This is a genomic window from Pseudomonas sp. GV085 (assembly GCF_003050925.1).
Taxonomy (GTDB): domain Bacteria; phylum Pseudomonadota; class Gammaproteobacteria; order Pseudomonadales; family Pseudomonadaceae; genus Aquipseudomonas.
Genome location: NZ_QAOV01000012.1, coordinates 1 through 27000, shown reverse-complemented (window position 1 = coordinate 27000; position 27000 = coordinate 1). Strand labels below are relative to the sequence as shown.

Genomic DNA, 27000 nt, shown 5'->3' with positions numbered 1-27000 from the left:
ATGCGCCGATGGGGTACTGAACGCGTCGTTGGCCGGCATGATCCGCGGGTCAACGAGCATCATCTGGAGTCCACGGGCCTGCCCGTAGACAGCCGTCTGCGCTTGCTCAGCTTCAATATCCAGGTCGGCATCAGTACCGAGCGTTATCGGCATTACCTGACCCGGGGCTGGCAGCATCTGCTGCCGCACAACGGGCGTGCCGACAATCTGCAGAAAATCGGCAATCTGCTGGGCGATTTCGATCTGGTCGCCTTGCAGGAAGCCGATGGCGGCAGCCTGCGGTCAGGCTACGTCAATCAAGTCGAACACCTGGCCCAGCTCGGCGCCTTCCCGTACTGGTATCAACAACTCAATCGCAACCTTGGTCGCCTGGCCCAGCACAGCAATGGCGTGCTCAGTCGATTGCGCCCGTGGGCCATTGAAGATCATCCGTTGCCGGGGCCAAAAGGTCGCGGAGCCATTCTGGTACGGTTCGGCGAAGGCCCGGAAGCGCTGGTGGTGGTCATGATGCACCTGGCCTTGGGCGCCCGGGCGCGCAGCCTGCAACTGGCCTACATCCGCGATCTGATTGGCGATTACAAACACCAGGTACTGATGGGCGACATGAATACCCATGCCAGTGACCTGCTGCAAAACTCCGCGTTGCGCGATCTCGGCCTGCTTGCGCCACAACTGGAAGCGACGTTTCCCAGCTGGCGCCCGCAGCGCTGCCTGGATCATATCCTGCTGAGCCCGAGCCTGACCCTGGAAAAGGTCGAGGTGTTGGCACAGCCCATTTCCGATCACCTGCCGGTCGCGGTAGAGATTCGTCTGCCGGGTTCGCTCACGGCCGATGCATTGCCCGCGTTGAGTCCTGCCCCTCGCGGATCCCATGAATGAGCGACGAAGCACAGCGCTGGAAAGAGAAATACCTCAAAAGCATCGAACAACAGGAAAAGCTCGAACGTCGCTGGGACGCACGGCTCGACTTGCTGCGTCGTGGGCTGGTGCGCAGCACCCTGGCGGCGGAAGGTACCGACCGCGCCGTTGACCAATGCATGAAGGAAATGCGTGAGGTCGTGCGTACCGACGACATGGACGCCGGCCTGGCCGCGCTGATTCCGCGCCTGGAAAAAGCCGTGCTCGATTCTGAACAGCGTCGGGAAACCCGGGTCAACCAGACCAGTGCCGCCCTGACTGCGCTGGTCACTCAGCTGCAAACATTGCCGCTGCCACGGGATGTGAGCCGGCCACTCAAGCGTTTCGCCAAGCAACTGGAGGCGCGGGTCAGTCAGGCACGTGAGATACCGTTGTTGCTCAGCGAGTTGAGTGGCTTGCAAGGCAAGGCCCTGAGCCAGCTGGATACCCCGGCGGAACCCGATCGGCCTGGCTTGCTGCAGCGGTTGTTCGGCGGTCGTGAAGCGCAGGAGACGGCGGCCTCAACGGCTACTTCTCCTGCGCTGGCTGCCCCTGTAGCCGAGAGCCCTGCGGCGATTATCGCGTCGGCCCCGGTCGTGATCGAGCCAGCAATCTGCGAGGTACCCGCTGTTGAGCGAGCTGAGGACGAGTCCGCGCCGACTGAGCCAGCCGTGGCTTTTGCCCCCCCGGCTGCGGAGCCTCAGCCAGCCAGTGCAGCCGCGACAGAAATCGAATCGGCCGAGCAACCAGCTCCGGAAACCATCGCGACGCCTCCGGAGTCGGAACCAAACCCCGACGAGCTGACCGCGCAAGCGTCGCCGGATAACTCGCCCTTGCCTCCGATTCCGAGGGAGGAAGTGGCTGTCGCCGATCAGGCACATTCCGAACACGACATTCTCTACGCACTCCCGGACTCCCCCGAGCCCTCCTACAGTTCGGTGGCCAGTCATATCGAAGACACGCTGCTAGGGCTGCTCGAAGACCTGACATTGCCCGAACGTTATCGCCCGCAAGCCGAATCCATGCGCGATCGTCTGAAAAACGGTTTGAACTGGTACGAATTGCTGCCGATTCTCGACGACTTCGCCACGTTGATGCTGGCCATTACCGACAGCGGCCAGCATGAGTTCGAAGCCTATCTACAACGATTGAACGAACGCCTCGAATCGTTCCAGAGCAACTTGCAGGCCGCCACCGCAGGGCACGCCGACAACCGTTCGGCTGCGCGGCAGATGGACACGCAAATCCGCGAACAGGTCGATGGCTTGCAAAGCAGCATGCAGGAAGCCGCGGACCTGGAAGATCTCAAGCACGTCCTGGAAAACCATCTCGAAGGCTTGCTGGGCACCATGGACCAGCACCAGAAACAGCGCGATGAGCGCGAGCAAGAGGTCGCTGCGCGCTTGCACAGCCTGGCCGAGCGGGTCGCCCATATGGAGCAGGAGGCCCAGGGTTACCGTGAGCACCTTGAAGAGCAGCGTCAGAAGGCATTGATCGACCCGTTGACCAGTCTGCCCAACCGCGCCGCCTGGAGCGAGCGCCTGGACCATGAGGTCACACAATGGCAGCAACATGGCAACACGCTGCTGCTGGCCATGCTGGACCTCGATCATTTCAAGCGTATCAATGATAACTACGGGCACCTGGCCGGTGACAAAGTGCTGAAAATCATCGCCAGCGTGTTGTGCAAGCGTTTGCGCGGGACGGATTTCATTGCGCGGTTTGGCGGCGAAGAGTTTGTTCTGTTAATGCCATCCACGGTGTCGGCGGCGGGGTTGAAGTTGCTGGAAAGCTTGCGTGCCTCCATCGAGGCCTGTCCGTTCCACTTCAAGGGAGAGCCGGTGACCATCACCGTGTCTATCGGAATGACGGCGTTCAGGCAGGGAGAGCACGGCGATCAAGCGCTTAAAAGAGCCGATCAGGCGCTGTATCGCGCAAAAAATGCCGGCCGCAATCGCGTGGAGCCGGGCTGATCGTCAATTGTTCCATTTTGTTTGATTGGCGTCTGTCCGTCAGGCATTACGTTACACTGTTGCATTATTGTCTTGTGTGTACTGCCTTCGCCATGAAATATTTTGCTCTGATCGCGTCACTGATTCTGCTGGCCGGCTGCGCCAGCGGTCCCCGTATTGACACCAGCCATCCTTCAGCCAATTACGACAGCCGTGTGCAGTTCGTGGTGGTGCATTACACCAACGCCTCGCTGGAGCGTTCGTTGCAACTGCTTACCCACGGTGAAGTCAGCAGCCATTACCTGATCGGCGACGACAAGGGCGCCACCATCTACAAGCTGATGGATGAAAATGTGCGCGCCTGGCACGCCGGGGAGAGCGAGTGGAATGGCCGGACCTGGCTGAACTCCAGTTCCATCGGTATCGAAATCGTCAACCCGGGCTTCGAGGACACACCGACTGGACGCGTGTGGTATCCCTACACCGAAGATCAGGTCCAGTCGTTGATCGTGTTGCTCAAGGACATCAGCAAACGTCACGGCATAAAGCCTCGCGACATCATCGGCCATAGCGATATTGCGCCGTTGCGCAAGCTGGACCCGGGGCCGCTGTTCCCCTGGAAGCGTCTGGCCGCCGAAGGCTTGGGCCTCTGGCCGAATGAACAGTCGGTGGCGCGCCAGCAAATGTTGTTCGCCGAGCAGTTGCCGAGCATCAGCTGGTTTCAGGCGCAGTTGACCCGCTTGGGTTATGCCTCGCCACAAACCGGCGAGCTCGATGTCGCGACACGGCATGTGATAGCGGCATTCCAGATGCATTTCCGTCCGGCGCGCTTCGACGGCACTCCGGATGCGCAAACTGCAGCGCTACTTTTGGTGTTGAATCAGTCAAAATAATGACGCCGCCCGACGGTACGGGCATTTTCCCAATCAGCAGCTATAACTCATTGGTAATCCTTCGGATATTACACAATGCCTGCTGCTCGAGAGACCTTCCGTAGTTGGTTCCATCGCCCCTGGTTTCTGGGGCTGATGTCTGCTGTCTTGAGCGCAACGTTACTGATGGCCGGCAGCCTGTTCGTCGCCATTCACCAGATCGAGCAAAACGAAAGCGAAGAAATGAATGCTCAGGGTGAGCGCTTCCTCGCCCGCCTGGAACAGCTCTTCGGGCAACTACGTGAAAGCCTTGACGACCTTGAAGCGCAGCCGTTGCGCGGCTGCGATGCGGAAATGATCGCGACCCTGCAACAGGTTACGTTCAATTATCGCTTCGTCTACGAAGCCGCCTATATGGACTCCTCGCGAATCTGCTCCAATCGCCCTCGCCAGGAAGGGCTGTCGCTGAGTCGATCGCCAGACATCAAAGGCCCGACTTACAGCTATTGGCTCAACACCACCACCGAACCCGACGAAAACCGCGCCGCGCTTATGCTCGGGCGCGGGAATTTCCGGGTCGCGACCTCTCGCGGGCATTTGACCGATATGGTCGACCTGTCGCCGGGCAGCAGTCTGCTGGTGGTCCTTGACCATGGCGCGCGCGCGATTCCGGTGCTGGGCGCTTCTCAGGTCTGGCCGCCGGCCGAGGCCTGGCCACCGAGAAACCGTGATGCGCTGCAGATAACCCATACACGCCTGATATACCGCATGCCCACCGACAATCCGGAATATCAATTGGTGTTGATCAGCCCGCGTAGCGGCATGCATATCCCGGCGGTCTGGTGGTGGCTGCTGCCGGCCAGCCTCACACTGGGCATATGCGTTGGGTTCCTGGTGTTTCTGCTGGTGCGCCAGCGGCAGTCGCTGGACGCCGAACTGACCGGCGCGATTCGCCGTGGCGAGTTGCAGGTGCTGTATCAACCGATCTTCGACCTCGATAGCCGCAACTGTGTCGGGGCTGAAGCGCTGCTACGCTGGCGCAGGCCGGACGGTACTCTGACCAGTCCCGACCTGTTCATCCCGATGGCGGAGAACACCGGGCAGATTCGCCAGATGACGGACTTCGTCCTGCAACGCCTGCTCGAGCAACTCGGCCAGTTGCTGCGTGCCAACCCGCAACTGTACATCTCGGTCAATCTCGCGGCGTGTGATGTGATGGTTCCGCGGATTGGTCAGGTGATGGCGCGGCTGCTGACCCTGCACCGTGTCGCTGCGCAGCAAATTGCCTTTGAGGTCACCGAGCGCGGGCTGGTGGATGTGGTGGTGGCCCGGGAAAACCTGCAATCGTTACGGGATGTCGGGCACCAGGTGTTGATCGATGACTTCGGCACCGGCTATTGCAGCCTCGCCTATTTGCAAACCCTGCCGGTGGATTGCCTGAAAATCGACAAGGCGTTCATCGATGCGTTGGGCCATGACGCCGCCAGCAGTGGTGTGGCCCCGCACATCATTCACATGGCCCAGTCGCTGCACCTGAAGGTGATTGCCGAAGGCATCGAACATGAGGCCCAGGTCGAATTCCTCAGCAGTGAAGGCGTGAAGTTCGGCCAGGGGTGGCTGTTCGCCCGCGCGCTGAGCGCCGTGCAGTTCATTGAACTGATAACCCGGGGCCGGCGCCTGGCCGGCGCTGGCCGACGTCTGGATGACGAGGCGTGAAGGTGAGCTAAACGGTCAGCGCCATGTAGAACTGAGTACCTTGCCCCGGCCGGGAGTAGACGCCCATGCGCCCGCCATGCAATTGCACGATTTCCTTGCACAAGGCCAGGCCGAGCCCGGCCCCGCCCTTCTTGCGTCCGACCTGTACGAACGGCTCGAAGATCCGCCCCTGTTGACCGTAGGCGATGCCTTCGCCGTTGTCCTCGACACTGATGATGACCCGGTCGCCGTGGCGCCGGGCCTGCAGGCGTATCCGCCCGCCGGAGCCGGTGTGGCGCAAGGCATTGTCGAGCAAGTTGTCGAGTACCCGGTCCAGTTGTGACTGGTCGGCCTGTAACCGCGGCAAAGGCCCCTGCACTTCCACCAGCAGGCTGATTTCCTTCTCTTCGGCCGATGTGGCAAAGCGCGATTGAGCCCGTTCCAGCAATGCCTCGATGGAACACGGCGCCAGGGTGAGTTTCTGCAAACCGTTCTGGTACCGGGAGAAGTTCAGCAGGTCATTGATCAACTGCATCAGCCGCTGCATCTCTTCATTCACGGTATCGAGCAGGTCGGCTTCCCGGGAGTCCGGGGCAAAGTGAACGCGCTCGCGGAACAATCCGAAAGCCATGTGCATGCCGGTGACCGGTGTGCGCAACTCATGGGAGGCGCGCAATACAAATTCGCTGCGTACCCGTTCGAAGGCACGCTGTTCCGTGACGTCATGCAGCACCATCACGGCACCGAGAATATGTCCCTGGGTATGGCTTACCGGGGTCAGGCTATAGGTCAGCAGTCGCGACTCGCCATCGACTTCGATGCTCAAGTCTTCCGGCGCCCGCTCCAGCGTACCGCCGCGCAGCACCAGTTGCAGCTGCTCATCGAGTTCGGGGCGCTCCAGCGCCGTGCCCAACCCCAGACCCAGACGATCGGATTCCCAGCCCAACTGACGCTGGGCCACAGGGTTAAGGTGTTCCAGATGGCCCTGACGGTCGATCATCAGTAGTCCATCGTCAATGCTGTCGAGCACGGCCTGCAAACGTTGTTGACCGGCCAGCAGTTCATCGACGTTAGTGGCCTGATGTTCACGCAGCGCTTGGGCCATGATCCCGAAACGCCGGGTCAGCTGGTTCAGCTCCACCGCCGAAGAGATCGGCAGGGTGACATCGTAATTGCCCTGGCCGATATTGTCCGCCGCCTTGACCAAAGCCTCGATGGGCTCGCCGAAGCGCCGGGCGATGGCCTGCGCGGTCACGAAGCCGACGATCAGCACCGCCAGCCCCACCAGGCCAAGCAGCCCGGCAATCAGCAGCGCCTGCTCCCGGGCCTGACGCTCGGTATCGTTGATGTTATCCAGTGCGCGCTTGTGCTCGGCGAACAGGCCATTGCGTAGCGCGTTGAATTTTTCCGTCAGGTTGCCGTGGCTGCCGAACGCATTCGACGGGGCGGGGGACGTTTCATAAGCCTGGATAAAGCGCTCGTAGTCGGCCTTGGCTTTTCTGAAGCCGTACTCACCTCCGGACTGTTCTGGTTCCTGGGCGATGCCTTCCTCCAGCAGTTCGAAGTAATGCTGCTTCGAGGCGGCGAAAGCGGCGGAGTCAGGATTCTCGCTGAGCATGATGATCAGTTGATCACCCAGGGCCTGACGCAGCTTGAGCCCCAGGTCCAGAGTGACGAAGTTGTTGCGGGTGGGCATTTCCTGGCTGCCGGCCATCTGCATCACGCTGACCAGCCCGAGCAAGAGCCCGAGCAACGCGATGGTCATCAGTGCGGAAATGCTCAGGAACAGCCGGGTCCGCAATTTCATCGCCAGTTTCATCCGCTGTTGCTCACAAGTTGTACTGTTTGCGTTTGCGGTACAGCGTCGAGGCGTCGATGCCCAGGATTTTCGCCGCTTGATCCAGGGTGTCGGCGGTGGCGAGGACCGCGCCGATGTGAGCTTTCTCCAGCTCATCCAGGCTCAGTGCCGCGCCGATACGCGGTGCGTTGTGGACCGGGGGTTCGGCCATGCCCAGATGACTGATCTCGACCCGCTCCTGCGGACAGATGATGCTCGCCCGCTCGATCACGTTGCGTAGCTCACGGATGTTGCCGGGCCAACGATAGCCCAGCAGTGCTTCCCGCGCCTCGTCGCTGAAGGCGCGCGCAGGACGGGCGTATTCCTTGACGAAGCGTGCGAGGAAACGATCGGCGAGGTTGAGAATATCTTCGCGGCGTTCGCGTAGCGGTGGCAGGTGCAAGGTAATGACATTCAGGCGGTAGAGCAGGTCTTCACGGAAACGACCGTCGCGGGCCATGTCCTCAAGGTTGAGGTTGGTGGCCGCAAGGATGCGCACATCGGCGCGACGGGTCACTGGATCACCGACACGCTCATATTCCTTGTCCTGAATGAAACGCAGCAACTTCGGCTGCAATGTCAGGGGAAAGTCGCCAATCTCGTCGAGAAACAGCGTACCGCCGTCAGCCTGGTTGACTCGGCCCAAGGTGCTTTCGCTGGCACCGGTGAAGGCGCCACGGCTGTGGCCGAAAAGTTCGCTTTCCATGAGTTCAGCGTTCAGCGACGGGCAGTTGATCGTGATGCAGGATTTCTTCGCGCGTTTGCTCCAGCCGTGAATGGCTTGGGACAGTTCGCCCTTGCCGGTACCGGATTCACCAAGAATCAGGATATTGGCATCGGTCGTGGCAACCTGACGGGCGGTTTCGAGTACCACTTTCATGGCCGGGCTGTGGGAGTCCAGACCATCCTGGGGCTTGCGTACTTCACCTTCCAGGGCTTCCAGTCGCGCCGACAGTTGCCGCACTTCCAGTTGCTTGGCGGTTGCCAGCCGCAATTGATCGGGGCTGCACGGTTTGACCAGATAGTCGGCGGCACCGGCCTGAATCGCATCCACTGCGGTGTCGACGGCAGAGTGCGCAGTGACGATCACCACCCGCATCCAGGGCGCCTGAATACGCATCTGGGCCAGCACATCGAGGCCGTTGTCTTCACCCAGACGCAAATCGAGGAAGCACAGGTCGAAGACCTGTCGCTGCAACAGTGCTTCTGCCTGCGCGGCGCTGGTAGCGGTGGCCACGCTGTAGCCTTCGTCTTCGAGGCAATAACGGAAAGTACGCAGGATGGCGGACTCATCATCCACCAGCAGAATGCGGCCTTGATGCTCAGTGGCTGATTCCATTTTCCTACGCTCCTTAATGAATAATCTTTATTTAGCCTCAGAGAAATCGGGCAAGTTGCATGATTGATTCTGAGCCATTCCTGTCATGGCAGGGTAGCTTTCATCCCATGTATCGCATTGCCACCTGATTTCGCCGGTCCTTTAATGGATGCTCGGTTTCTTACAAAAACCAGCGTGTATTTCTGACATCCGCGCCCTCCTCTCAATTCAAAAAATTTACGCCTTCCTTCAAACGAATCGTGCAATACGCACGACCGCGCAAGTGGCATCGTGCAGGATGCGTGCGAAGTGATTTCTTTTATGGTCTTAAGATATTGAAATTAAAGGAAATTAAATCGAGTTAAAGCTGGCATGCGGGCTGCAATTGTCTGGTTGACCAGGGCATTCAGAATCCAGCGCCCGCTATCGAATACCGACCCGAGTGGCAGGAGCTCCAGGATGAACCTTCAACGTGCCGCCCACCGGCGCCTTTCGCCTGTGCATATCCAGCAAGGACTGTTTGCTGTACTGGCGCTGTTGATCACCCTGATCGGCGGCCAGCAGTTTCAACGCTGGGAACAGGGCCAGCAGCCTGAAGCGCCACGTCTGTCGATTCAGCGCCCGACCCAAACCCATTTCAGCGCAGTCAGCAGCGGTCAGGCCGATAGCACCCCGATGCACATGATGGATGTCGACCAGGTCGGTCCTGTGGGTGAGATTCGTTATCAGGAGCATTGGGTGTTCTAGGTAAAACTTCCGTGCACCCAATGCGCCGGGAAACGCGGCACCTCTAAACAGAAGCGTAAGGAGAATTACCATGTTGAGTTGGGCAATCACATTCCTGGTTATCGCCATCGTCGCTGCCGTACTGGGTTTCGGCGGTATCGCGGGCACCGCCACAGGTATCGCCAAGATTCTGTTTGTCGTGTTCCTGGTGATGTTCGTTGCTTCCTTCTTCTTTGGCCGTCGCGGTCAAAGCTGACATCGGCGGTTTGTTCAAGGCACTGGCAGCCGCCTTGGCGATGAAGCAAACGAAGAAAGATCCGAACGGGTATTGAAGTACGCACATGAGGGAGGCTACAGCGCCTCTTTCCACTTGCGTCACCTGAGGAAGGCTGGCGCATGACCAAGGGGTCGGGACGTTCTGCCTGTTTCAGGGGCGGAGTGACCTACGGGTACAGCGAGTGCCTGCGCAAGGGCCGGGTCAGGAAAGCTGCTGCGCAAGTTCGCCGGACCGCCATGGTTCGACGGGCTTGCGAAGGGCTTGATCACGCAACACATTGAAATAGAGCGCTCGTCTCGGTTTCTTCAGCGTTTTCGCTTCCTTGTCCTTGTTACGTCGGAAAATACTTTTCCCGGTGTTTCACCGGCGACCGTATATCGAGAAAAATCACCTTTTTTTGGCCGCGATTTTTCGCTTCGTCCTGCGGGATTCTGCTGAAAAATCAACCCTCGGCCACTGCTCAAAAAACATTCAATCTGCTCTGTAATGACCGGTTCACGGCACTTATGCCTGCCGAAATGTCGTATTCGAACCGGTTGGGGCGCGCGTTTTACTAAAAAACCCCCATGCCGATTCGGCATGGGGTAGGCGTTTACGGCATTAGACGGCGCTCCCTTGCATCGGAATAGTTGCGCCTTTTTTCGCCTGCCAGAAAGCGTGTAAACACGGGTTCCGGGGGCACCTTATACAGGGGGAAGATGCACTAGACTTTTTCGCCATAAGCGTTCCAGTTCGCGCATCTCCCTGAGTCAAACAACAATTAAGGGTAAAGATATGAAGAAGGCAAAGCTCAGCCTCGCCTGGCAGATCCTCATCGGTCTGGTATTAGGGATTGCAATCGGTGCGCTGCTCAACCATTTCAGTGCCGAAAAAGCCTGGTGGATCAGCAACGTCCTGCAACCGGCAGGCGATATCTTTATCCGTCTGATCAAGATGATCGTAATCCCAATCGTCATCTCCTCCCTGATTGTCGGCATTGCCGGCGTCGGTGACGCCAAGAAGCTGGGGCGTATCGGCTTCAAGACCATCATTTACTTCGAGATCGTCACCACCATCGCCATCGTGGTCGGTCTGCTGCTGGCCAACCTGTTCCATCCGGGGGCCGGCATCGACATGAGCACCCTGGGTACTGTGGACATTTCCAAGTACCAGGCGACGGCGGCCGAGGTTCAGCATGAACACGCGTTCGTCCAAACCATCCTCAACCTGATCCCGTCGAACATCTTTGCGGCCATGGTTCGCGGCGAAATGCTGCCGATCATCTTCTTCTCTGTATTGTTCGGTCTCGGTTTGTCGAGCCTGCAGGCGGACCTGCGCGAACCGCTGGTGAAGATGTTCCAGGGCGTATCGGAAAGCATGTTCAAGGTCACTCACATGATCATGAACTACGCCCCGATCGGCGTGTTCGCACTGATCGCGGTAACCGTGGCCAACTTCGGCTTCGCCTCGCTGATACCGCTGGCCAAACTGGTGATCCTGGTTTACGTCGCCATCGCCTTCTTCGCTTTCGTGGTCCTGGGCCTGATCGCTCGCCTGTTCGGCTTCTCGGTGATCAAGCTGATGCGCATCTTCAAGGATGAGCTGGTACTGGCCTACTCCACCGCCAGTTCCGAAACCGTGCTGCCGCGCGTGATCGAGAAGATGGAAGCCTACGGCGCGCCGAAAGCCATTTGCAGCTTCGTGGTGCCGACCGGTTACTCGTTCAACCTCGACGGTTCGACCCTGTACCAAAGCATCGCGGCGATCTTCATTGCCCAGCTGTATGGCATCGACCTGTCGATCAGTCAGCAACTGTTGCTGGTACTGACGCTGATGGTCACCTCCAAAGGCATCGCCGGAGTACCGGGCGTGTCCTTCGTGGTGCTGCTGGCTACCCTGGGCAGCGTCGGTATTCCTCTGGAAGGCCTGGCGTTCATCGCCGGTGTCGACCGCGTCATGGACATGGCCCGTACCGCACTGAACGTGATCGGCAACGCCCTGGCTGTTCTGGTTATCGCTCGTTGGGAAGGGATGTACGACGACGCCAAGGGCCAGCGCTACTGGAACTCCCTGCCGCACTGGCGCAGCAAGGAAAAACTGCCGGCGGGCGAAACCTCCAGCAACTGACACAAATCCCCTGTAGGAGCGAGCTTGCTCGCGATGGTGGCAGGAACACCGCGCGTATCCAGAATGCCCGCGTCATCGTTGACGTCCATCGCGAGCAAGCTCGCTCCTACAACAAACCCCGGAGAAATCCGGGGTTTGTCGTTTCTGGCCACCCCGCTATCATTCGCGGATCTTTTGGGGGATTTGACTGATGCTCAATGGCCTGTGGCTTGGCTTCTTCATCGTGGCAGCCGTATCGGCGCTGGCGCAGTGGCTGATCGGCGGTAATGCCGGGATTTTCGCGGCAATGGTGGAAAGCATTTTTTCCATGGCCAAGCTGTCGGTCGAAGTCATGGTGCTGCTGTTTGGCACCCTCACCCTCTGGCTGGGCTTTCTGCGCATTGCCGAGAAAGCCGGGATCGTCGAATGGTTGGCCAAGGCCCTGGGGCCACTGTTTTTGCGCCTGATGCCTGAAGTCCCGCCTGGTCATCCGGCCATCGGCCTGATCACCCTGAACTTCGCCGCCAACGGCCTGGGCCTGGACAACGCCGCCACGCCGATCGGTCTCAAGGCCATGAAAGCGCTGCAAGAACTCAATCCCAGCGCTACCGCCGCCAGCAACGCACAGATCCTGTTCCTGGTACTCAACGCCTCCTCGCTGACCCTGCTGCCGGTGACCATCTTCATGTATCGCGCCCAGCAAGGCGCGCCCGACCCGACGCTGGTGTTCCTGCCGATCCTGTTGGCGACCAGTTGCTCGACCATTGTCGGCTTCCTGTCGGTGGCGTTCATGCAGCGCCTGCGCATCTGGGACCCCGTGGTGCTGGCTTACATGATCCCCGGTGCCCTCGCCCTTGGTGGGTTCATGGCGTTACTGGCGACCCTTTCCGCGAGCGCGCTGGCCGGTCTGTCATCGATCCTCGGCAACCTGACGCTGTTTGGCCTGATCATGCTGTTTCTGCTGATCGGCGCGCTGCGTAAGGTGAAGGTCTACGAGGCCTTCATCGAGGGTGCCAAAGAGGGGTTCGACGTCGCCAAGAACTTGCTGCCCTATCTGGTGGCGATGCTCTGCGCGGTGGGCGTATTGCGAGCCTCCGGTGCGCTGGACTTCGGCCTGGAAGGGATTCGCCATCTGGTCGCGTGGGCCGGCTGGGACACGCGATTCGTCGATGCGCTGCCGACGGCGATGGTCAAACCCTTCTCCGGTAGCGCTGCCCGGGCGATGCTGATCGAAACCATGAAGACCTCGGGCGTCGACAGCTTCCCGGCGCTGGTGGCGGCAACGGTCCAGGGCAGTACCGAGACGACGTTCTATGTCCTGGCGGTGTACTTCGGCGCCGTGGGCATCCAGCGCGCGCGCCATGCCGTCGGTTGTGCATTGCTGGCGGAGCTGGCCGGGGTGTTGGGTGCAATCGGGGTTTGCTATTGGTTCTTTGGTTGATCGGCCCTGTCAGCCAATGTTTTCAGCGCCGCCTTGCGCTCGCCCGCCGGCAAGGCGCCGAGCTTCTCCACGGCGGCATAAAACCTGAGCCAATCGCCATCCACTTGATGGAACAGCGCGGCAAATGCCGGTACCCATTGGTCGTATAAACCAAACGGCAACAGCCGGGCATTGTTCATCGGGGCATAGATCCAGGTGTCGTAGCGTTTGTCTGCGGCCCACTGACTGTCACGCAACTGCCGGTATTCGCTGCGCAAGCGCTCGAACTCGGCAGCCTTGCGCTGGCGCATTTGTCCGGTTGGCAATGGCAATGTGTAGAGCTTTTCCAGTCGGGTGCGGGTCTTGAGTACCAACGCAGTGAATTGGTTGCGCTGACGCGCCTGCGCATTGTTATCCGGTGGCAGGAGGCGGTAGGCGCGCCATTGGCGAGTACCTTCCTGCTCGACGAAGGTGGCGAAGGATTCGTTGAACTCTGTGTCGTCCTTCACATAGAAGCGTTGATGGGCCAGCTCGTGAAAGATCAGCGTGGCCAGTCGCTCGTCCCCCCAGCCCATCATCGAACTGATGATCGGATCGTTGAACCAGCCGAGTGTCGAATAGGCCTCGACACCGCCAATCGACACGTCCATGCCCTGCAAGCGTTGCAAAGCTGCTTCGCCGCGGGCTGCACTCTGGCTGTAGTAACCGCGATAAGCCACGCAACCGGCGATGGGGAAGCAGTGGTTTACGGGTTTGAGGGAAAACTCCGGCGTGGCGAAGACATTCCAGACGACGAAGGGGCGCCCAATGTCTGCGTACAAGCGGTAACTTTGGTTATCCGGCAGGTGCAATTGCTGGCTGGCGAACGTTCGGGCTTTTTGCGATTGCTCCAGGTGTGTACGCAGTTTTTGATCGCGCGCAGGGTCGGCAACCACGCTGGAAACAGGCTCCCTCGCCCGCAGTAACTGCAGTTGACCGCTGGCCAGTTGGTTGTAGTAGCTGACGCCGGCGCAACCGTTGAGCAACAAAAACATCGCACCCGGAAACAAAACGCGAAATACGCGATCAAGTAATCCAAGGCTAGGAAGCGGCCTGAACACAATAATTCTTCCTTGGAGAGTCTTTGCGCAAGATTATCCCGCCTGACTGGAGTTCTGCCATGCGCATGTTGATACTGACAGGAGGTCTGCTGATGCTGGCCGGCTGTGCTTTTTTCGGACTACCCCGCCCTGATCCTGCGCAAGCCTGGATCGACCTGGACTCGAAGCAAGAAGATACGACTCTGCAGGCGCTGGAGGTCGATGACAAGTCCACCGACGACAAACGCTATTTCCAGGTCCAGCCCGGTAGCCATGAGCTGACGGTCCGCTACCAATTCTCGGTCCAGCCCACCAACATCGGCCCTGATGCCGAACCGTTGTGGCGCGATTGCCAGTTGAACGTGAAATTCAACGACTTCAACGCGGGCGAGCGTTATCGGCTAAAGGTGGGGAACATCGGTTTTCGGCCTTGGGCGAAACTCTACGATCAACAGCGAAAAGTGATTGGTCAAGGCACGCCTGCGGGCTGTCAACACACCTGATCGGCGTTATGCTGAATGTATAACCCCTTGGGACATTCATCATGTACAGGTTGATGCTGTTGCTGGCTGCCAGCATTGTCGCTGGCTGTCAGAGCCCGATGCCGACGGCTAATCCAAAGATGGCCTGGGTCGAATTTTCCACGCCCTTCCCTAACGATAAGTTGCTGATGGCCGAGCGTCTGGATAAACAGCGCTTGGCCGACGGGCGTTTTTTTGAGGTTATGCCTGGCAGCCATGAGCTGATCGTCCGCTTCGACTTCGAAGTACCTGGTGGCGGGGGCTTGAACATGATGGGCGGCCCTTCTGAACGCATATGTTACTTGACCATCAACTTCGATCATTTCGAAGCCGGCCAACGTTATGTGCTTGAAGGACGCTCGATTGCCTTCATCCCTGAAGCCAGGCTATACAACGCCAAGCGGGAGATCGTTGCAGAAGATCGGGAGTCTTACTGCTTGATGTGAGGTGTCAGCGGTCGTTCTTCTGGTAGATGATTTTCTTGGTGCCGTTTTCGCACGAGCCAACGACCATGTTCTGGTCGTGGACCTCGTCGTTGGTGACGATTTCAAGCGTGTAGGCGGTGACGCCACTGGCCTGGATCTTGGCTTCGATCTCGGCCTTGAGTTCTTCGCAGGGTTTAGGTGCCGCGAGGGCCGAAGTGGTCAATGCGCAACAGATAACCGCCAGGGTAAAACGTTTCATGTTGAAGCTCCTTTGACGCAGCGCGCACAGTCGTGGGTTTTCGCTGCTGTCGTTTATTCGACCACAGTTTTAGCGGGCAAATCTGTCGCGACGCAAAAAAGATCGCAGACTTGAGCACTTTTTGCCGAATGATCCCGGCAGATTGCGCAAGGCTGCGATCTTTTGTTTTCAACAAAAATCTGGCCGACCAGTGTGGCCTGCAGGCTGATCTTCGCATTCAGCACGTTGGACACCGGGCAGCCCTGTCCGATCAACCTGCTTTTTTCGAGGGATTTTTTACCGGGCTATTGAAACTCGGGTATATGCCCACATTGCATGAACACGCTTTTGGATTCGGCAGGTTTGCGTTCGCAAAAACAAACCTGCGCCCTCAATTGGAGAAGCAGGTTTATGAAACGACTGTCCGATATCAAGTTCTCGACCCTCGATCTGGTGCCGGTGCGCGAGAACGGCAGCGCGGCCCAGTCGCTGCGCAATTCGCTGGACCTGGCGCAGCACGTCGAGAAATTCGGTTACAACCGCTTCTGGGTGGCTGAGCACCACAATATGGACGGCATCGCCAGTTCCGCGACGTCGGTGCTGCTCGGTTACCTGGCCGGTGGCACGTCGACCATTCGAGTCGGTTCGGGTGGGGTGATGTTGCCCAACCACGCACCGTTGGTGATTGCCGAGCAGTTTGGCACCCTGGAAAGTCTTTATCCGGGCCGCATTGACCTGGGCCTGGGGCGCGCGCCCGGTTCCGACCAGATGACCGCACGTGCGCTGCGCCGTGAACGCTCCGGCAGCGCCGACGATTTCCCGGAAGATGTGGCGGAGCTGGTGCGCTATCTCGGGCCGCGTACTCCGGACCAGCGCATCATCGCCATGCCGGGCACCGGGACCAATGTGCCAGTCTGGTTGTTGGGTTCGAGCCTGTTCAGCGCTCAGCTGGCCGGTGAACGCGGTTTGCCCTACGCCTTCGCATCGCATTTCGCGCCGCGCTACATGCATGAAGCGATCCGGGTCTACCGCAATCACTTCAAGCCGTCAGCCGTTTTGGACAAACCCTACGTGATGCTCGGCGTGCCTTTAGTGGCAGCCGATACCGACGAGCAGGCCGATTACCTGGCGACTTCGGTGTTCCAGCGGATTCTCGCCCTGATGCGTGGCCAAAGCCTGGTACAGCGTCCACCGGTGAAGACCATGGACGGCCTGTGGCTGCCCCATGAGAAAGAGGCCGTGCACGATTTCCTTGGCCTGGCCATGATCGGCAGCCCGCAGAAAATCCGCGCCAAACTCGAGGTCCTGATCGAACAGACCCAGGCTGACGAGCTGATTTTCACCAGTGACCTGTACGAACATTCGGATCGCGTGCATTCCTACGAGTTGCTGGCGCAGGTCATGCGAGGCTGATACTCAAATGGCAGGCATAAAAAAGCCGGCGCCATGGCGTCGGCTTTTTCATTCAGGCGGGAATCGGCCTACTTTTTATAGACGATCACTTTGGCGCCTGCTTCGCATTTGCCAACTACTTGCCCGCCGGCAGCGGCACCTTTATCGACAATCTCCAGCGAATATCCGGAAACGCCCTTGGCATCAAGTTTCGCTGCGATTTCGGCTTTCAGCTCTTCGCATGGCTTGCCGCCCGCCAATGCGGTCCCTGCAAGGCTCAACAAACCTACTGCCAACATAAACTTCTTCATCGGTTGCATTTTCCCTGGTCGGATCATAGGGGTAACCAGCCGTCAGCCGGACGCGCTCATGGAGTGCTTTGCCATTCCCTATGGCATTCGGCTGGCGTGCAAGTTCAGAAGACTAGCCCAAAGTCAGCTGCTGGCAATCCGGAACCCGACTTTCAAGGTCACCTGAAAGTGCGCAGCCTTACCGTCCCTGATGTGCCCACGGGTCTCGGTCACTTCAAACCATTCCATGTACTTGATGCTCTTGCTGGCTTCGGTCAGAGCGTTGTTGATTGCATCTTCGATACTGCTGGTGGACGAGCCAACCAGCTCGACTTTCTTGTAGGTGTGATGGTCAGACATGGCGTTCTCCTCGGCGTGTGAATTACAGCCTAGCAGTGATTTTTCCTATTTTTTCTGTTGGTCGCTCTGTGGATGAAGTTCAGGTTTTCTGCACTTTCTCGAACCCCTGAAGTCCCAACCAACACATGCCACTCATCACCAATGCAGGAGAGTCACCATGGCCAACACCTCGTTACGCAAAGCCTCATTGCAAAGCATGGAAGCCGAGATCGAGAGTCTGCTCAAGTCTTTGGAAAGCTTGAAGGACGACGCCTCGGACGAGTCGCGTAAAACACTCAAGACCCTGAAAATCAACGCCGAGAATGCCTTGAAGCACTCGCGCCATTTGCTGGCCGACGCCTATGAAGAGGTCAAGGTCAAAACCCGTGAAACCGGGATTGCCACCCGGGACTACGCCCAGGAACACCCCTGGACAACAGCCGGTGTCGCCGTGGGCGCATTAGGCCTGCTGGCCGCTTATCTGTTGTGCAAGCGTGATTAATCCGTTCGACGCAGTTCGTTCTTGAGCCACTGCGCCAGTTGCCGGGCGCGCCCGTCCGCGGCGCGCTTGGGGAGCCACAACGCCAGGTGTGCCGGGGTTTCACTGAAGCCCCATGGTGCAACCAGGCGACCGGCCTTCAAGTCCTCCGCCACCAGGGGTTCGGGGGCAATCGCCACGCCCAGACCCGCGACGGCGGCTTCCAGCAAGTAATACAAATGTTCAAATCCCTGACCGTACTTCAGCGCCCTGGCGTCGAGTCCGCGTGGTTGCGCCCAGTTCGGCCAGGCTTGTGGGCGTGAGGTGGTGTGCAGCAAGGGTTCGCTCAGCAGCGCGGTTTCCGGCGCCTGCTTGAGCCGTTCATAGCCGGCGAACCGCGGGCTCATGACCGGGCCGATGCGTTCGCTGGTCAGCTCAAATACTTGCATGTCCGCCGGCCATGGTGGCTCGGCAAAGACCAGCAAGGCATCCAGCCCCGGTCTTCGCGGATCCAGATCGCCTTCTCCGGCCGACAGGTGCAGGCGCAAGTCCGGCAGGTCGGCATTGAGTCTCCCCAGTCGCGGGATAAACCAGCGCGCCAGCAGGCTTCCCGAGCAACCGAGCACGAATGGAGCATCGGCCGTGCTTTGTGTGAGTTCAGCGCAAACGCTGCGCAGACGCTCGAAGGCCTCGCTGCTGGCATCACGCAGGCGCAACCCGGCATCTGTGAGTTTCAGGCCGCGACCGTCCTTGACGAACAAGCTTACGCCGAGGTGTTCTTCAAGCACCTTGAGTTGCCGGCTGACGGCCCCATGGGTGACGTGCAACTGTTCGGCCGCCTGACTGACGCTGTTCAAGCGGGCAGTGGCTTCGAAGGCACGAAGCGCGTTCAGCGGAGGAAGGTCATGGCTCATGGGATCTGTGAGTTTTCCTGACAGGTTGTGGCGATCTTATCGGTTTTCAGGCCGGGGCGTCAGGGGTAGAGTGAAGCCCACTATCTCTTTATGCATCACTTCACGCATTCAACTGGAGCGCCCCATGACCCAGACTAATCTGCGCAACGGCCCTGATGCCAACGGCCTGTTTGGCGCGTTCGGCGGTCGCTACGTTGCCGAGACCCTGATGCCGTTGATCCTCGACCTGGCCCGTGAATATGAGCTGGCCAAGGAAGATCCTGCATTCAAGGAGGAACTGGCCTACTTCCAGCGCGACTACGTCGGACGTCCAAGCCCACTGTACTTCGCCGAGCGTCTGACCGAATTCTGTGGCGGCGCGAAGATCTACCTCAAGCGTGAAGAGCTGAACCACACCGGCGCGCACAAGATCAACAACTGCATCGGCCAGATCCTGCTGGCGCGACGCATGGGCAAAAAGCGCATCATCGCCGAGACCGGCGCCGGCATGCACGGTGTGGCCACGGCCACCGTCGCTGCGCGTTTCGGTCTGGATTGCGTGATTTACATGGGCACTACTGACATCGAACGTCAGCAGGCCAACGTGTTTCGCATGAAGCTGCTGGGTGCCGAGGTTATCCCGGTGGTGGCCGGCACCGGCACGCTGAAGGATGCGATGAACGAAGCCCTGCGTGACTGGGTGACCAACGTCGACAGCACCTTCTACCTGATCGGCACCGTGGCCGGTCCGCACCCTTACCCGGCAATGGTTCGCGACTTCCAGGCCGTGATCGGCAAGGAAACCCGTGAGCAACTGCAAGCCCAGGAGGGCCGTCTGCCAGATAGCCTGGTGGCGTGCATTGGCGGTGGTTCCAACGCCATGGGCCTGTTCCACCCGTTCCTCGACGACAAGAGCGTCGAAATCATCGGCGTTGAAGCTGCCGGTTACGGCATCGAGACCGGCAAGCATGCGGCCAGCCTGAACGGCGGCGTACCGGGTGTGTTGCACGGCAACCGCACCTTCCTGCTGCAGGACGACGATGGCCAGATCATCGACGCCCACTCGATCTCTGCCGGCCTCGACTACCCGGGCATCGGTCCGGAACACGCCTGGTTGCACGACATTGGCCGCGTTCAGTACACCTCGGTGACCGATGACGAAGCCCTCGCCGCGTTTCACCAGTGCTGCCGCCTGGAAGGGATCATCCCTGCCCTGGAGAGCGCCCACGCCTTGGCTGAAGTATTTAAGCGCGCACCGAGCCTGCCAAAGGATCACCTGATGGTGGTCAACCTGTCCGGTCGTGGCGACAAAGACATGCAGACCGTGATGCACCACATGGAACACTCTCAACACGAGCAATCCAAGCAGGAGAAACACTGATGAGCCGCCTGCAAACGCGTTTTGCCGAACTCAAGGAACAGAACCGCGCCGCCCTGGTGACTTTCGTGACCGCCGGCGACCCGGGCTACGACACGTCCCTGGCCATCCTCAAGGGCTTGCCGGCGGCTGGCGCCGACGTGATCGAGCTGGGCATGCCCTTCACCGACCCGATGGCTGACGGCCCGGCCATCCAGCTCGCCAACATCCGTGCGTTGGGTGCCAAGCAGAATCTGGCAAAAACCCTGCAAATGGTTCGCGAGTTCCGCCAGGACAACAACGATACGCCGCTGGTGTTGATGGGGTACTTCAACCCGATCCACATGTACGGCGTACCGCGCTTCATTGCCGAAGCCAAAGAGGCTGGCGTTGACGGCCTGATCGTGGTCGACCTGCCGCCGGAGCATAACGGCGAGCTGTGCGACCCGGCGCAGGCCGCGGGCCTGGACTTTATCCGCCTGACCACGCCAACCACCGACGATGTGCGCCTGCCGACCGTTCTCAACGGCAGCTCCGGTTTCGTCTACTACGTCTCGGTGGCCGGTGTGACGGGTGCCGGTGCCGCCACGCTGGAACACGTCGAGGAAGCGGTCGCCCGTCTGCGCCGCCATACCGACCTGCCGATCAGCATCGGTTTCGGTATCCGTACCCCAGAGCAGGCGGCGTCCATCGCTCGCTTGGCTGACGGTGTGGTGGTGGGTTCGGCATTGATCGACCAGATCGCCAATGCGGCAACAGCGGATCAGGCAGTCGACGGTGTATTGAGCCTGTGCTCGGCGTTGGCGGACGGCGTGCGTAAGGCCCGTGTCAGCTGAGGGTGAAGCTCCTAAACGCTGTAAACCTTGTGGGAGCAAGCTCGCTCCCACAAGGTTGCGGTATCAAGGCAACTCTATCCCGCCTGACGCCTTGTGCAATTTGCGCAGGTGCTCGCCAATCTGTTTCACGTTGGCCTCATTGGCAGCCATTTCGGCGGCACGGCCCGGTTCAAGCAACGCTCTCACTTCCTTGTCCAGGTCCCCGGACAGCGCCAGGAGCTGCTTCTGGCGCTGGCTGCTTTCCGATTCCAGGTGCTCCCACTCGCTCGACTGTGGCAAGCCATAACCGTTGGTGCCCAGCAGCTCCGCCGGCCGGCTGAGGAAGCCACTGTTGGCGAGAATGTCCTTGAGCGTCTCGTTGGCCTTGTCCATGCCGCCATTCTTCAGCTCGCGGGCGCCCAGATAACGCTGTTTCACTTCATCCTGGGCCAACAGCAACTGCCGGCGGAAACTCGCTTGCTCCAGCAGAAGCAACGCCGCACTGGTGCGCAAATCAGCCTGCTCGAACCATTGCCGACGCTGCGCGGCTTTCAAGTCGAGCCAGTCTTCGACGGTTTCCTGTTTGATCGGCAAGCGCTTTTTCAGGACTTCGAACATGGCTTGATAGCGATCGCGGAAGGAGTCGAAACGATAACCCAGGCGCAGGGCTTCCCGTGGATCGTCCAGCACGCTGGTGTCCGCCAGTCCTCGTCCCTTCAGCACTTCCAGCAAACCGTTGGGCATGATGTTGTCGAGTCCAACCAACTGTGGGTTGTTGGTCCCGCCGCGCAGCAATTTCAGTTCTTCCACTGCGCAGTTGTTCGACAGGAAGAAGTAGTTGCCGTCGTAGCTCCAGTGCATCTCGGCGGCACGTCCGACCACGTCTTCAATCTCTCTGCGCGACAGGTTCAGGGGTACGGAGGCCAAGCTGCGCAGTTCGGTCTTGGTGTATTCGTCAATGACCTGGGACAGCGGCAGGATAAACAGCCGCGACGGGTATTTACCGACCAGGCCATCCCAGCTCGACAGCTGTACGTCGCCGACGAAGGCGCGGTACGACAGCACCAGATGCTGGTCCAGGTCCAGTCGACAATCCGGTCCGCGTGGTCGGCCCGGCGCGCAGATCACCAGGCGCAACATGCTGTGGCCCCAGCGGCTGAACAGGTTCTGGTTAGCTTCTGCCAGCAGATAGTCAACGGCATACACCCGATCCGGATCGACCTGGCCCAAAGGTGTCTTGGCGAAGTCGTTGCCGGCATTGAGGAACGCGAAGGTTTTACTGCAGGTGTTTTTGGCGGCGGGCGCCCAACCGAAATGTTCCTTGTAGTAGCGGTACAGCGCGGGTCGGCGGCAGGCGTAGCTCGGGTCGAGGAGGAAATACTCCATGTTGACCGCAACGAATTCCTTTGGACTGCTTGTCTCGTAGATATCCGGACTGCGGGCAATCTGGCGGTTGTGCTGTTCGCGTTCACCGCGACGGCCTACGTATTGCTGCCAACCGGCGAGGTCGAGCAGGCGTGGATCGTCACTGAGGGTAAAACGCCGATCCGACTGGCCCCGGCACTGGTCGGGAATGCCAACCAGCCCTGAGCTGTTGTTGCGCTGGGTGCAGCGTTGAATCAGCTTGCGTTCGGCATCCGGCCACAGGCGCGAGCGATCGTAGATGTGAGTCAGCTCGTGCAACACCGTGGCCAGCATTTCCCGGCGCACGGTGCCATGGGGGCGATGGGTTTTCCTCGTCGCGGCGCTGCCATCGGTGAGACCGGCCAGCAGGTTGCGGTTCAGATCGAGCTCGGACACCAGTGATGCCTGACCGTAGGCGTTGCGTGGCATGTCATCGGTCCAGCCGACGTCGATGCGCCGATCGAGTTGCTCGATAAAGCGTGGCGGCAGCGCCTGCATGGCTTCATCGAGCAACGCCTGGCTGGCTTGCTGTTGTGCGGGCGTCAGACCTTCGGTCTTGAGCTGTAACTGAAGGCCTGCGTGGGCCGTGTTGGCGAGCAGCAACAGGGCCCCGGCCAGCAGCCAGGCGCGTGGACGCTTCACAGTGCGAGGATGGCTTCGGCGAGATCCTGATCACTGGCGTCGCGCGCTTCCGGCACGCGGGTGCGCAGCAAGTCGAAAGCGGATTCCAGGTGAGCGCCACGAATGTCGCCATTGCTGGCAACGAAACTGGCGGCGTCGTCCTGGGCTTCGCGCACGATTTTCGAATCGCGAATGGACGTGGTGGTGTCGGAGGTGAAATCGAGGGTGCGCTGGGTAGCACGGATCAGAATATTACTGGTGGCAACCAGAGTATGTGCCTGGGCCACATCGGCCAAAAGTAACAGGCCTAAGGTGGCAGCAATCAGCGGGTTACGCATGGAATGACTCCAGAAAAACAGGGATAGCTATTGGACGAGAATTGCTTGTGCCAGTTCAAGGTCGCTGGCATGAAGTTTTGCCTGGGTTCGGCGCAGATACCGCAGGGCCGACTCCAGTCGTGCGCCTCTCAGTTGGCCGTCGCTGGCAATGAATGCCGCCGCGTCGTCCTGGGCGGCGAGCAGCAGTTTATGGTCGAAGGGGGCGCTGGTCACCAAACTTGTGGCGTAACCGCTGGCGACGATGCCTTGGGTAGACAGGTTGAAGGCGTCATAAGCGTGGGCTGATCCGCAGCAGCCAAGGGTAAGAAAGACTGGAGCGATCAATAAAACTGAAGGGAAACGCATGAGACTCGACAATTGAGCGTGAGTCCCAAGCCTAGCGCAAGGCCCGTTCTAGAGCCAGCGCCGAAACATTGGGACACGTCGGGCGTGCCCCATGTCTGTGCAGTCGTTTAGATTGTCAGGATCGCTTGCGCCAGTTGGGCGTCGGTTGCGTTCAGCTGTGGCGCCTGGCGGTGAATGTGGTCGATGGCGCTTTCCAGCTTCACGCCGCGGATGGAACCTTCACTGGCGACGAAGCTGGCAGCGTCGTCACGGGCCGCGAGGACGATCTTGTCATCCTTGAACGAAGACGAGATGACGTCGGAGGTCGCATCGGACGTGGCTTTGAGCGCGTTGACAACAGCGTCGGTGGTCACGATGAAGCTGCTGGCTTGAGCACTGGCAGCCACGGCAAACAGGGCCGCAGCGCTAAGCAGGCGAAGACGGGACATGGGGTAACTCCTTAGGGTAAACCAATTGAAAAATGGCGCAGTGTCTGCAAAGTCAGACGCCAGGCGCTTGGCGCTCGCCACGTTCTGGTTTGATATTAGGCCTGAGTGTGTCAGTTCGAACAGCCCGTCATGCAAACAGGCAGTCAACGCCAGAACGGTTTATCCAGTTCATTGACGCGCTCAGCGTGGCTGATGCCAAGATCCGATAGCTGATGATCATCGAGTTGAGCCAGTAAACGTCGTGTTCTCGCCCTTTCCAGGCTGGCGAAGAGTTCTGTCAGCAGGTGTCTGGCCCAGCGCAAGCAAGGTCTCGATTGAGTTGATGGGGTGGAAACATCCTGTAAAGAACTCATGCTGCGGTCCCTCTGCCGATAAGTGGAAAGCATCATGCTGACACCGGTCGAAAATCCACTACAGACACACCACAACGATATTGTACTCATCCAGTTAGTTGTTTTTTCAAACTGTACTGGTGTTCATGGTTCCCTACTGTAAAAGCAGATTTGCCAGGCCAAAACGACAAAACCCGTCGTGGTTTCCCACGACGGGTCTTGTTTTTTCAATTCGGGTTGCTGGCGGTGGACCTTCAGGTCAGAGCCAGCGACGCTAACTTAGCGCCAGAACGGCTTGCTCAGCTCTTCGTAGCGTTGTGCTTCGCTAATCCCGGCGTCAGCCAGTAGACGCGAATCCAGGCGAGCCAGTTGATGGCGGCTGGTGATGCGGCGCTGCCACAGCATCAGGTTGGCGATAACGCGCAGAGGCAGGGAGGCCTGGGTTTTTGCAGCAGTGTCTTGAAAGAACAGATCGGAACTGAGTGTACGTTCCATGGTGGTCATCCTTCCGCTTATGGCGGGATTAGGTAGTGGTTTAACTGGTGCCCATGATCCTCTCGTTTGCCTAGTCTCTGTAGATACAGTTCATCTGTATTGTGAGGGCTCAGTTAACTGTTTATAGGGGGTGTACTGGTCTAATTTGAGGCAACTGTACCTGTCCGCACTGTTAAGGTGCAAAATTGCTGTTTTTGCTCGATGAGGTAGGAATTTTCCCTAGGAAATGACCGGTACAGCAGTACAGTTTTTTTCATATTGCGAAGAGGCAAGAGCAAGCTGACGAAACTGTGTTTGCGCCAGCTGCTATCTGTACCAATTACTTCTTCAGCATTTGCCCGGTTTCTTCCAGGTTTATGTGCCAGCTCAGGGCGTCACGCAGAATGTGCGGGGTGTGCCCGCCGATGGCGCATGCGGCGGTGAAGTAATCATTCAGCGCCTGGCGGTAATCCGGGTGCACGCATTTGTCGATGATGATCCGGGCACGCTCCCGCGGTGCCAGGCCTCGCAGGTCTGCCAGACCGACTTCGGTCACGAGGATGTCGACGTCATGTTCGGTATGGTCAACGTGGCTGACCATCGGCACCACGCTGGAGATCGCACCGCCCTTGGCGATCGACTTGGTCACGAACACGGACAGGTGCGCGTTGCGCGCGAAGTCGCCCGAGCCACCGATGCCGTTCATCATCCGTGTACCGCAGACATGGGTGGAGTTGACGTTGCCATAGATGTCGAACTCCAGGGCGGTGTTGATGCCGATGATGCCGAGGCGGCGCACGACTTCAGGGTGGTTGGAGATCTCCTGCGGGCGCAGGACCAGTTTGTCCTTGTAGCGCTCCAGATTGCCGAACACGTCGGCATTGCGCCGGCTCGACAGGGTGATCGAACTGCCCGAAGCAAAACTCAGCTTGCCCGCATCGATCAGGTCGAAGGTCGAATCCTGCAGTACCTCGGAATACATCGTCAGGTCTTCGAACGGCGAGTCGATCAGGCCACACATCACCGAGTTGGCGATGGTGCCGATACCGGCTTGTAGCGGGCCGAGCTTGTTGGTCATGCGCCCGGCTGCCACTTCCTGTTTGAAGAAGTCGATGAGGTGGTCGGCAATGGCCTGAGTCTCGGCGTCCGGTGCCAGCACAGTGGAGGGTGAGTCAGCCTGGTTGGTGACCACGATGGCGACGATCTTTTCCGCTGGAATCGGGATGGCGGTGCTGCCAATGCGGTCGTCGACCTTGACCAGTGGAATCGGCGTGCGGGTCGGACGGTAGGTCGGAATATAGATGTCGTGCAGACCTTCGAGGTTCGGGTTGTGTGCCATATTGATCTCGACGATCACGTGCTTGGCGAAAATCGCGAAGCTGGCCGAGTTGCCGACCGAGGTGGTTGGCACGATATGCCCTTGCTCGGTGATCGCTACGGCTTCAATCACGGCAATGTCCGGCAGTTTCAATTGCTGGTTGCGCAATTGCTCCACGGTTTCCGACAAGTGTTGGTCGATGAACATGACCTCGCCGGCATTGATCGCCTTGCGCAGGGTGCTGTCGACCTGAAACGGCATGCGTCGCGACAACACACCGGCTTCGGTCAGCTGCTTGTCGAGGTCGTTGCCCAGGCTTGCGCCGGTCATCAGGCTGATCTTCAGCGGCGTGACCTTGGCGCGCTCGGCCAGCGCCTGGGGGACGGCCTTGGCTTCGCCTGCGCGAGTGAAGCCACTCATGCCGACGGTCATGCCGTCCTCAATCAGAGCGGCAGCGTCGGCAGCGCTCATCACTTTGTCCAACAACGAAGGCAGGCGAATACGGTCACGGTACATGGATTATTATCTCGGGCAGCAGGTAGCAGGACGTGCAGTCTAGTGAATTGCGCTGAGTTCTGTCCCGCTACCAAGGTCGCAATCGAGGCGTCTATTTCGGGCCTTTCAAGCAAAACACCGTTACCGGATCGGTAACAAAAGAATGGTTTGTCCGACGATTTGCGCAAACAAAAACGCCCCGACGAGTCGGGGCGTTCTGTGTACCGCAGAGGGTTACTCGACAGCCTTGACCATGTCTTCGATGACCTTCTTGGCGTCACCGAACACCATCATGGTCTTGTCCAGGTAGAACAGCTCGTTGTCCAGACCGGCATAGCC

Annotated in this window: 30 protein-coding genes; 14 read left to right on the top strand and 16 right to left on the bottom strand. The window is 59.2% G+C overall.

The window, feature by feature from the left end; translation table 11 throughout:
• The 4 genes from C8K63_RS22740 (at position 1) to C8K63_RS22725 (ending at position 5437) form a co-directional block, all read left to right on the top strand.
• Positions 1 to 879 carry an endonuclease/exonuclease/phosphatase family protein gene (locus C8K63_RS22740; protein WP_108218733.1) on the top strand — a complete coding sequence of 293 codons (879 nt, stop codon included), beginning with the start codon at positions 1 to 3 and terminating at the stop codon, positions 877 to 879.
• Positions 876 to 2870, top strand: a complete 1995-nt coding sequence (locus C8K63_RS22735; RefSeq protein ID WP_108218732.1) for a GGDEF domain-containing protein — start codon at positions 876 to 878, stop codon at positions 2868 to 2870. Before C8K63_RS22740 ends, C8K63_RS22735 begins: the two co-directional genes overlap by 4 nt.
• A gap of 92 nt (positions 2871 to 2962) precedes the next feature.
• Positions 2963 to 3742 carry an N-acetylmuramoyl-L-alanine amidase gene (locus C8K63_RS22730; RefSeq protein ID WP_108218731.1) on the top strand — a complete coding sequence of 260 codons (780 nt, stop codon included), beginning with the start codon at positions 2963 to 2965 and terminating at the stop codon, positions 3740 to 3742.
• A 75-nt stretch (positions 3743 to 3817) separates the two neighbouring features.
• Positions 3818 to 5437 (top strand): EAL domain-containing protein, encoded by a 1620-nt coding sequence (locus C8K63_RS22725; RefSeq protein WP_108218730.1) that lies wholly within the window; start codon positions 3818 to 3820, stop codon positions 5435 to 5437.
• Between the two features lie 7 nt (positions 5438 to 5444).
• Here C8K63_RS22725 and C8K63_RS22720 read toward each other — a convergent pair whose 3' ends face one another.
• Positions 5445 to 7235, bottom strand: coding sequence for an ATP-binding protein (locus C8K63_RS22720; RefSeq protein WP_108218729.1), 1791 nt, complete (start codon positions 7233 to 7235; stop codon positions 5445 to 5447).
• Between the two features lie 10 nt (positions 7236 to 7245).
• Positions 7246 to 8592 carry a sigma-54-dependent response regulator transcription factor AlgB gene (gene algB / locus C8K63_RS22715; RefSeq protein ID WP_108218728.1) on the bottom strand — a complete coding sequence of 449 codons (1347 nt, stop codon included), beginning with the start codon at positions 8590 to 8592 and terminating at the stop codon, positions 7246 to 7248.
• A gap of 438 nt (positions 8593 to 9030) precedes the next feature.
• Between algB and C8K63_RS22710 the strand changes: the two genes are divergently transcribed.
• The 4 genes from C8K63_RS22710 to C8K63_RS22690 all read left to right on the top strand — a co-directional run bounded on the left by C8K63_RS22710 (position 9031) and on the right by C8K63_RS22690 (position 13100).
• On the top strand, positions 9031 to 9318 hold the full coding sequence (locus tag C8K63_RS22710; RefSeq protein WP_108218727.1) for a hypothetical protein: 288 nt from the start codon (positions 9031 to 9033) through the stop codon (positions 9316 to 9318).
• Between the two features lie 70 nt (positions 9319 to 9388).
• On the top strand, positions 9389 to 9553 hold the full coding sequence (locus C8K63_RS22705; protein ID WP_108218726.1) for a DUF1328 domain-containing protein: 165 nt from the start codon (positions 9389 to 9391) through the stop codon (positions 9551 to 9553).
• 795 nt (positions 9554 to 10348) lie between these two features.
• A complete protein-coding gene (gene gltP, locus C8K63_RS22700; RefSeq protein WP_108218725.1) occupies positions 10349 to 11680 on the top strand; it encodes a glutamate/aspartate:proton symporter GltP in 1332 nt (443 codons plus the stop codon).
• A gap of 190 nt (positions 11681 to 11870) precedes the next feature.
• A complete protein-coding gene (locus C8K63_RS22690; protein WP_108218723.1) occupies positions 11871 to 13100 on the top strand; it encodes a nucleoside recognition domain-containing protein in 1230 nt (409 codons plus the stop codon).
• Here the strand turns inward: C8K63_RS22690 and C8K63_RS22685 are convergent.
• Complete coding sequence (locus C8K63_RS22685) at positions 13082 to 14179, bottom strand: aminopeptidase (RefSeq protein ID WP_108218722.1); 1098 nt, start codon at positions 14177 to 14179, stop codon at positions 13082 to 13084. The two genes, C8K63_RS22690 and C8K63_RS22685, sit on opposite strands and share 19 nt — an antisense overlap.
• Before the next feature lie 59 nt (positions 14180 to 14238).
• On the opposite strand from C8K63_RS22685, the gene C8K63_RS22680 reads away from it, so the two are divergent.
• The gene (locus C8K63_RS22680) at positions 14239 to 14661 is read left to right on the top strand and encodes a hypothetical protein (RefSeq protein ID WP_108218721.1); all 423 of its coding nucleotides are present in this window, start codon (positions 14239 to 14241) and stop codon (positions 14659 to 14661) included.
• 41 nt (positions 14662 to 14702) lie between these two features.
• A complete protein-coding gene (locus C8K63_RS22675) occupies positions 14703 to 15125 on the top strand; it encodes a hypothetical protein (RefSeq protein ID WP_108218720.1) in 423 nt (140 codons plus the stop codon).
• A 4-nt stretch (positions 15126 to 15129) separates the two neighbouring features.
• On the opposite strand, the gene C8K63_RS22670 is transcribed toward C8K63_RS22675, so the two are convergent.
• Together C8K63_RS22670 and C8K63_RS30200 are read right to left on the bottom strand one after the other, a co-directional pair.
• Complete coding sequence (locus tag C8K63_RS22670; protein WP_108218719.1) at positions 15130 to 15363, bottom strand: DUF1161 domain-containing protein; 234 nt, start codon at positions 15361 to 15363, stop codon at positions 15130 to 15132.
• Between the two features lie 53 nt (positions 15364 to 15416).
• Positions 15417 to 15596, bottom strand: coding sequence for a hypothetical protein (locus C8K63_RS30200; protein ID WP_146176405.1), 180 nt, complete (start codon positions 15594 to 15596; stop codon positions 15417 to 15419).
• Positions 15597 to 15753: 157 nt separating this feature from the next.
• Between C8K63_RS30200 and C8K63_RS22665 the strand changes: the two genes are divergently transcribed.
• Positions 15754 to 16755, top strand: a complete 1002-nt coding sequence (locus C8K63_RS22665) for an LLM class flavin-dependent oxidoreductase (RefSeq protein WP_108218718.1) — start codon at positions 15754 to 15756, stop codon at positions 16753 to 16755.
• Positions 16756 to 16823: 68 nt separating this feature from the next.
• On the opposite strand, the gene C8K63_RS22660 is transcribed toward C8K63_RS22665, so the two are convergent.
• Both C8K63_RS22660 and C8K63_RS22655 read right to left on the bottom strand, forming a co-directional pair.
• Entirely contained in the window at positions 16824 to 17045 is a 222-nt protein-coding gene (locus tag C8K63_RS22660; RefSeq protein ID WP_108218717.1) for a DUF1161 domain-containing protein, read from the bottom strand.
• A gap of 123 nt (positions 17046 to 17168) precedes the next feature.
• Positions 17169 to 17384 carry a dodecin gene (locus C8K63_RS22655; protein ID WP_015092929.1) on the bottom strand — a complete coding sequence of 72 codons (216 nt, stop codon included), beginning with the start codon at positions 17382 to 17384 and terminating at the stop codon, positions 17169 to 17171.
• A 157-nt stretch (positions 17385 to 17541) separates the two neighbouring features.
• On the opposite strand from C8K63_RS22655, the gene C8K63_RS22650 reads away from it, so the two are divergent.
• On the top strand, positions 17542 to 17865 hold the full coding sequence (locus C8K63_RS22650) for a YqjD family protein (RefSeq protein WP_108218716.1): 324 nt from the start codon (positions 17542 to 17544) through the stop codon (positions 17863 to 17865).
• On the opposite strand, the gene C8K63_RS22645 is transcribed toward C8K63_RS22650, so the two are convergent.
• Complete coding sequence (locus C8K63_RS22645; protein WP_108218715.1) at positions 17862 to 18755, bottom strand: LysR family transcriptional regulator; 894 nt, start codon at positions 18753 to 18755, stop codon at positions 17862 to 17864. The genes C8K63_RS22650 and C8K63_RS22645 overlap by 4 nt on opposite strands.
• Positions 18756 to 18879: 124 nt before the next feature.
• Here C8K63_RS22645 and trpB point away from each other — a divergent pair, with 124 nt between their 5' ends.
• Positions 18880 to 20115 carry a tryptophan synthase subunit beta gene (gene trpB, locus C8K63_RS22640; protein ID WP_108218714.1) on the top strand — a complete coding sequence of 412 codons (1236 nt, stop codon included), beginning with the start codon at positions 18880 to 18882 and terminating at the stop codon, positions 20113 to 20115.
• The gene (trpA, locus tag C8K63_RS22635) at positions 20115 to 20927 is read left to right on the top strand and encodes a tryptophan synthase subunit alpha (protein ID WP_108218713.1); all 813 of its coding nucleotides are present in this window, start codon (positions 20115 to 20117) and stop codon (positions 20925 to 20927) included. The genes trpB and trpA overlap by 1 nt, the downstream gene beginning before the upstream one ends.
• 63 nt (positions 20928 to 20990) lie before the next feature.
• On the opposite strand, the gene C8K63_RS22630 is transcribed toward trpA, so the two are convergent.
• The 8 genes from C8K63_RS22630 to C8K63_RS22595 form a co-directional block, all read right to left on the bottom strand.
• Positions 20991 to 22952 carry a DUF4105 domain-containing protein gene (locus C8K63_RS22630; protein ID WP_108218712.1) on the bottom strand — a complete coding sequence of 654 codons (1962 nt, stop codon included), beginning with the start codon at positions 22950 to 22952 and terminating at the stop codon, positions 20991 to 20993.
• Positions 22949 to 23269: a DUF2388 domain-containing protein gene (locus C8K63_RS22625; RefSeq protein WP_057712574.1), complete on the bottom strand. Its 321-nt coding sequence runs from the start codon at positions 23267 to 23269 to the stop codon at positions 22949 to 22951. Before C8K63_RS22625 ends, C8K63_RS22630 begins: the two co-directional genes overlap by 4 nt.
• A 27-nt stretch (positions 23270 to 23296) precedes the next feature.
• Positions 23297 to 23614, bottom strand: a complete 318-nt coding sequence (locus C8K63_RS22620) for a DUF2388 domain-containing protein (RefSeq protein WP_108218711.1) — start codon at positions 23612 to 23614, stop codon at positions 23297 to 23299.
• Between the two features lie 107 nt (positions 23615 to 23721).
• Positions 23722 to 24042 (bottom strand): DUF2388 domain-containing protein, encoded by a 321-nt coding sequence (locus C8K63_RS22615; protein WP_108218710.1) that lies wholly within the window; start codon positions 24040 to 24042, stop codon positions 23722 to 23724.
• Positions 24043 to 24185: 143 nt separating this feature from the next.
• On the bottom strand, positions 24186 to 24395 hold the full coding sequence (locus C8K63_RS22610; RefSeq protein WP_108218877.1) for a DUF1127 domain-containing protein: 210 nt from the start codon (positions 24393 to 24395) through the stop codon (positions 24186 to 24188).
• A 258-nt stretch (positions 24396 to 24653) separates the two neighbouring features.
• Positions 24654 to 24869: a DUF1127 domain-containing protein gene (locus C8K63_RS22605; RefSeq protein WP_108218709.1), complete on the bottom strand. Its 216-nt coding sequence runs from the start codon at positions 24867 to 24869 to the stop codon at positions 24654 to 24656.
• A 319-nt stretch (positions 24870 to 25188) separates the two neighbouring features.
• Positions 25189 to 26682, bottom strand: a complete 1494-nt coding sequence (locus C8K63_RS22600) for an acetyl-CoA hydrolase/transferase family protein (protein WP_108218708.1) — start codon at positions 26680 to 26682, stop codon at positions 25189 to 25191.
• A 213-nt stretch (positions 26683 to 26895) separates the two neighbouring features.
• Positions 26896 to 27000, bottom strand: a 105-nt coding sequence (locus C8K63_RS22595; RefSeq protein ID WP_146176392.1) for an NAD(P)(+) transhydrogenase (Re/Si-specific) subunit beta, incomplete at its 5' end; no start/stop codon positions are given.

What these genes read in the sequence shown, in the direction of transcription:
- C8K63_RS22645 (WP_108218715.1), bottom strand. Translation starts at nt 18,755, where the DNA reads ATGAGCCATGACCTTCCTCCGCTGAACGCGCTTCGTGCCTTCGAAGCC.
- trpA (WP_108218713.1), top strand. Translation starts at nt 20,115, where the DNA reads ATGAGCCGCCTGCAAACGCGTTTTGCCGAACTCAAGGAACAGAACCGC.
- C8K63_RS22620 (WP_108218711.1), bottom strand. Translation starts at nt 23,614, where the DNA reads ATGCGTTTCCCTTCAGTTTTATTGATCGCTCCAGTCTTTCTTACCCTT.
- trpB (WP_108218714.1), top strand. Translation starts at nt 18,880, where the DNA reads ATGACCCAGACTAATCTGCGCAACGGCCCTGATGCCAACGGCCTGTTT.
- C8K63_RS22710 (WP_108218727.1), top strand. Translation starts at nt 9,031, where the DNA reads ATGAACCTTCAACGTGCCGCCCACCGGCGCCTTTCGCCTGTGCATATC.
- gltP (WP_108218725.1), top strand. Translation starts at nt 10,349, where the DNA reads ATGAAGAAGGCAAAGCTCAGCCTCGCCTGGCAGATCCTCATCGGTCTG.
- C8K63_RS22650 (WP_108218716.1), top strand. Translation starts at nt 17,542, where the DNA reads ATGGCCAACACCTCGTTACGCAAAGCCTCATTGCAAAGCATGGAAGCC.
- C8K63_RS22655 (WP_015092929.1), bottom strand. Translation starts at nt 17,384, where the DNA reads ATGTCTGACCATCACACCTACAAGAAAGTCGAGCTGGTTGGCTCGTCC.
- C8K63_RS22730 (WP_108218731.1), top strand. Translation starts at nt 2,963, where the DNA reads ATGAAATATTTTGCTCTGATCGCGTCACTGATTCTGCTGGCCGGCTGC.
- algB (WP_108218728.1), bottom strand. Translation starts at nt 8,592, where the DNA reads ATGGAATCAGCCACTGAGCATCAAGGCCGCATTCTGCTGGTGGATGAT.
- C8K63_RS22705 (WP_108218726.1), top strand. Translation starts at nt 9,389, where the DNA reads ATGTTGAGTTGGGCAATCACATTCCTGGTTATCGCCATCGTCGCTGCC.
- C8K63_RS22600 (WP_108218708.1), bottom strand. Translation starts at nt 26,682, where the DNA reads ATGTACCGTGACCGTATTCGCCTGCCTTCGTTGTTGGACAAAGTGATG.
- C8K63_RS22665 (WP_108218718.1), top strand. Translation starts at nt 15,754, where the DNA reads ATGAAACGACTGTCCGATATCAAGTTCTCGACCCTCGATCTGGTGCCG.
- C8K63_RS22690 (WP_108218723.1), top strand. Translation starts at nt 11,871, where the DNA reads ATGCTCAATGGCCTGTGGCTTGGCTTCTTCATCGTGGCAGCCGTATCG.
- C8K63_RS22735 (WP_108218732.1), top strand. Translation starts at nt 876, where the DNA reads ATGAGCGACGAAGCACAGCGCTGGAAAGAGAAATACCTCAAAAGCATC.
- C8K63_RS22605 (WP_108218709.1), bottom strand. Translation starts at nt 24,869, where the DNA reads ATGGAACGTACACTCAGTTCCGATCTGTTCTTTCAAGACACTGCTGCA.
- C8K63_RS22680 (WP_108218721.1), top strand. Translation starts at nt 14,239, where the DNA reads ATGCGCATGTTGATACTGACAGGAGGTCTGCTGATGCTGGCCGGCTGT.
- C8K63_RS22625 (WP_057712574.1), bottom strand. Translation starts at nt 23,269, where the DNA reads ATGCGTAACCCGCTGATTGCTGCCACCTTAGGCCTGTTACTTTTGGCC.
- C8K63_RS22740 (WP_108218733.1), top strand. Translation starts at nt 1, where the DNA reads ATGCGCCGATGGGGTACTGAACGCGTCGTTGGCCGGCATGATCCGCGG.
- C8K63_RS22720 (WP_108218729.1), bottom strand. Translation starts at nt 7,235, where the DNA reads ATGAAACTGGCGATGAAATTGCGGACCCGGCTGTTCCTGAGCATTTCC.
- C8K63_RS22610 (WP_108218877.1), bottom strand. Translation starts at nt 24,395, where the DNA reads ATGAGTTCTTTACAGGATGTTTCCACCCCATCAACTCAATCGAGACCT.
- C8K63_RS22660 (WP_108218717.1), bottom strand. Translation starts at nt 17,045, where the DNA reads ATGAAGAAGTTTATGTTGGCAGTAGGTTTGTTGAGCCTTGCAGGGACC.
- C8K63_RS22675 (WP_108218720.1), top strand. Translation starts at nt 14,703, where the DNA reads ATGTACAGGTTGATGCTGTTGCTGGCTGCCAGCATTGTCGCTGGCTGT.
- C8K63_RS22615 (WP_108218710.1), bottom strand. Translation starts at nt 24,042, where the DNA reads ATGTCCCGTCTTCGCCTGCTTAGCGCTGCGGCCCTGTTTGCCGTGGCT.
- C8K63_RS22670 (WP_108218719.1), bottom strand. Translation starts at nt 15,363, where the DNA reads ATGAAACGTTTTACCCTGGCGGTTATCTGTTGCGCATTGACCACTTCG.
- C8K63_RS22725 (WP_108218730.1), top strand. Translation starts at nt 3,818, where the DNA reads ATGCCTGCTGCTCGAGAGACCTTCCGTAGTTGGTTCCATCGCCCCTGG.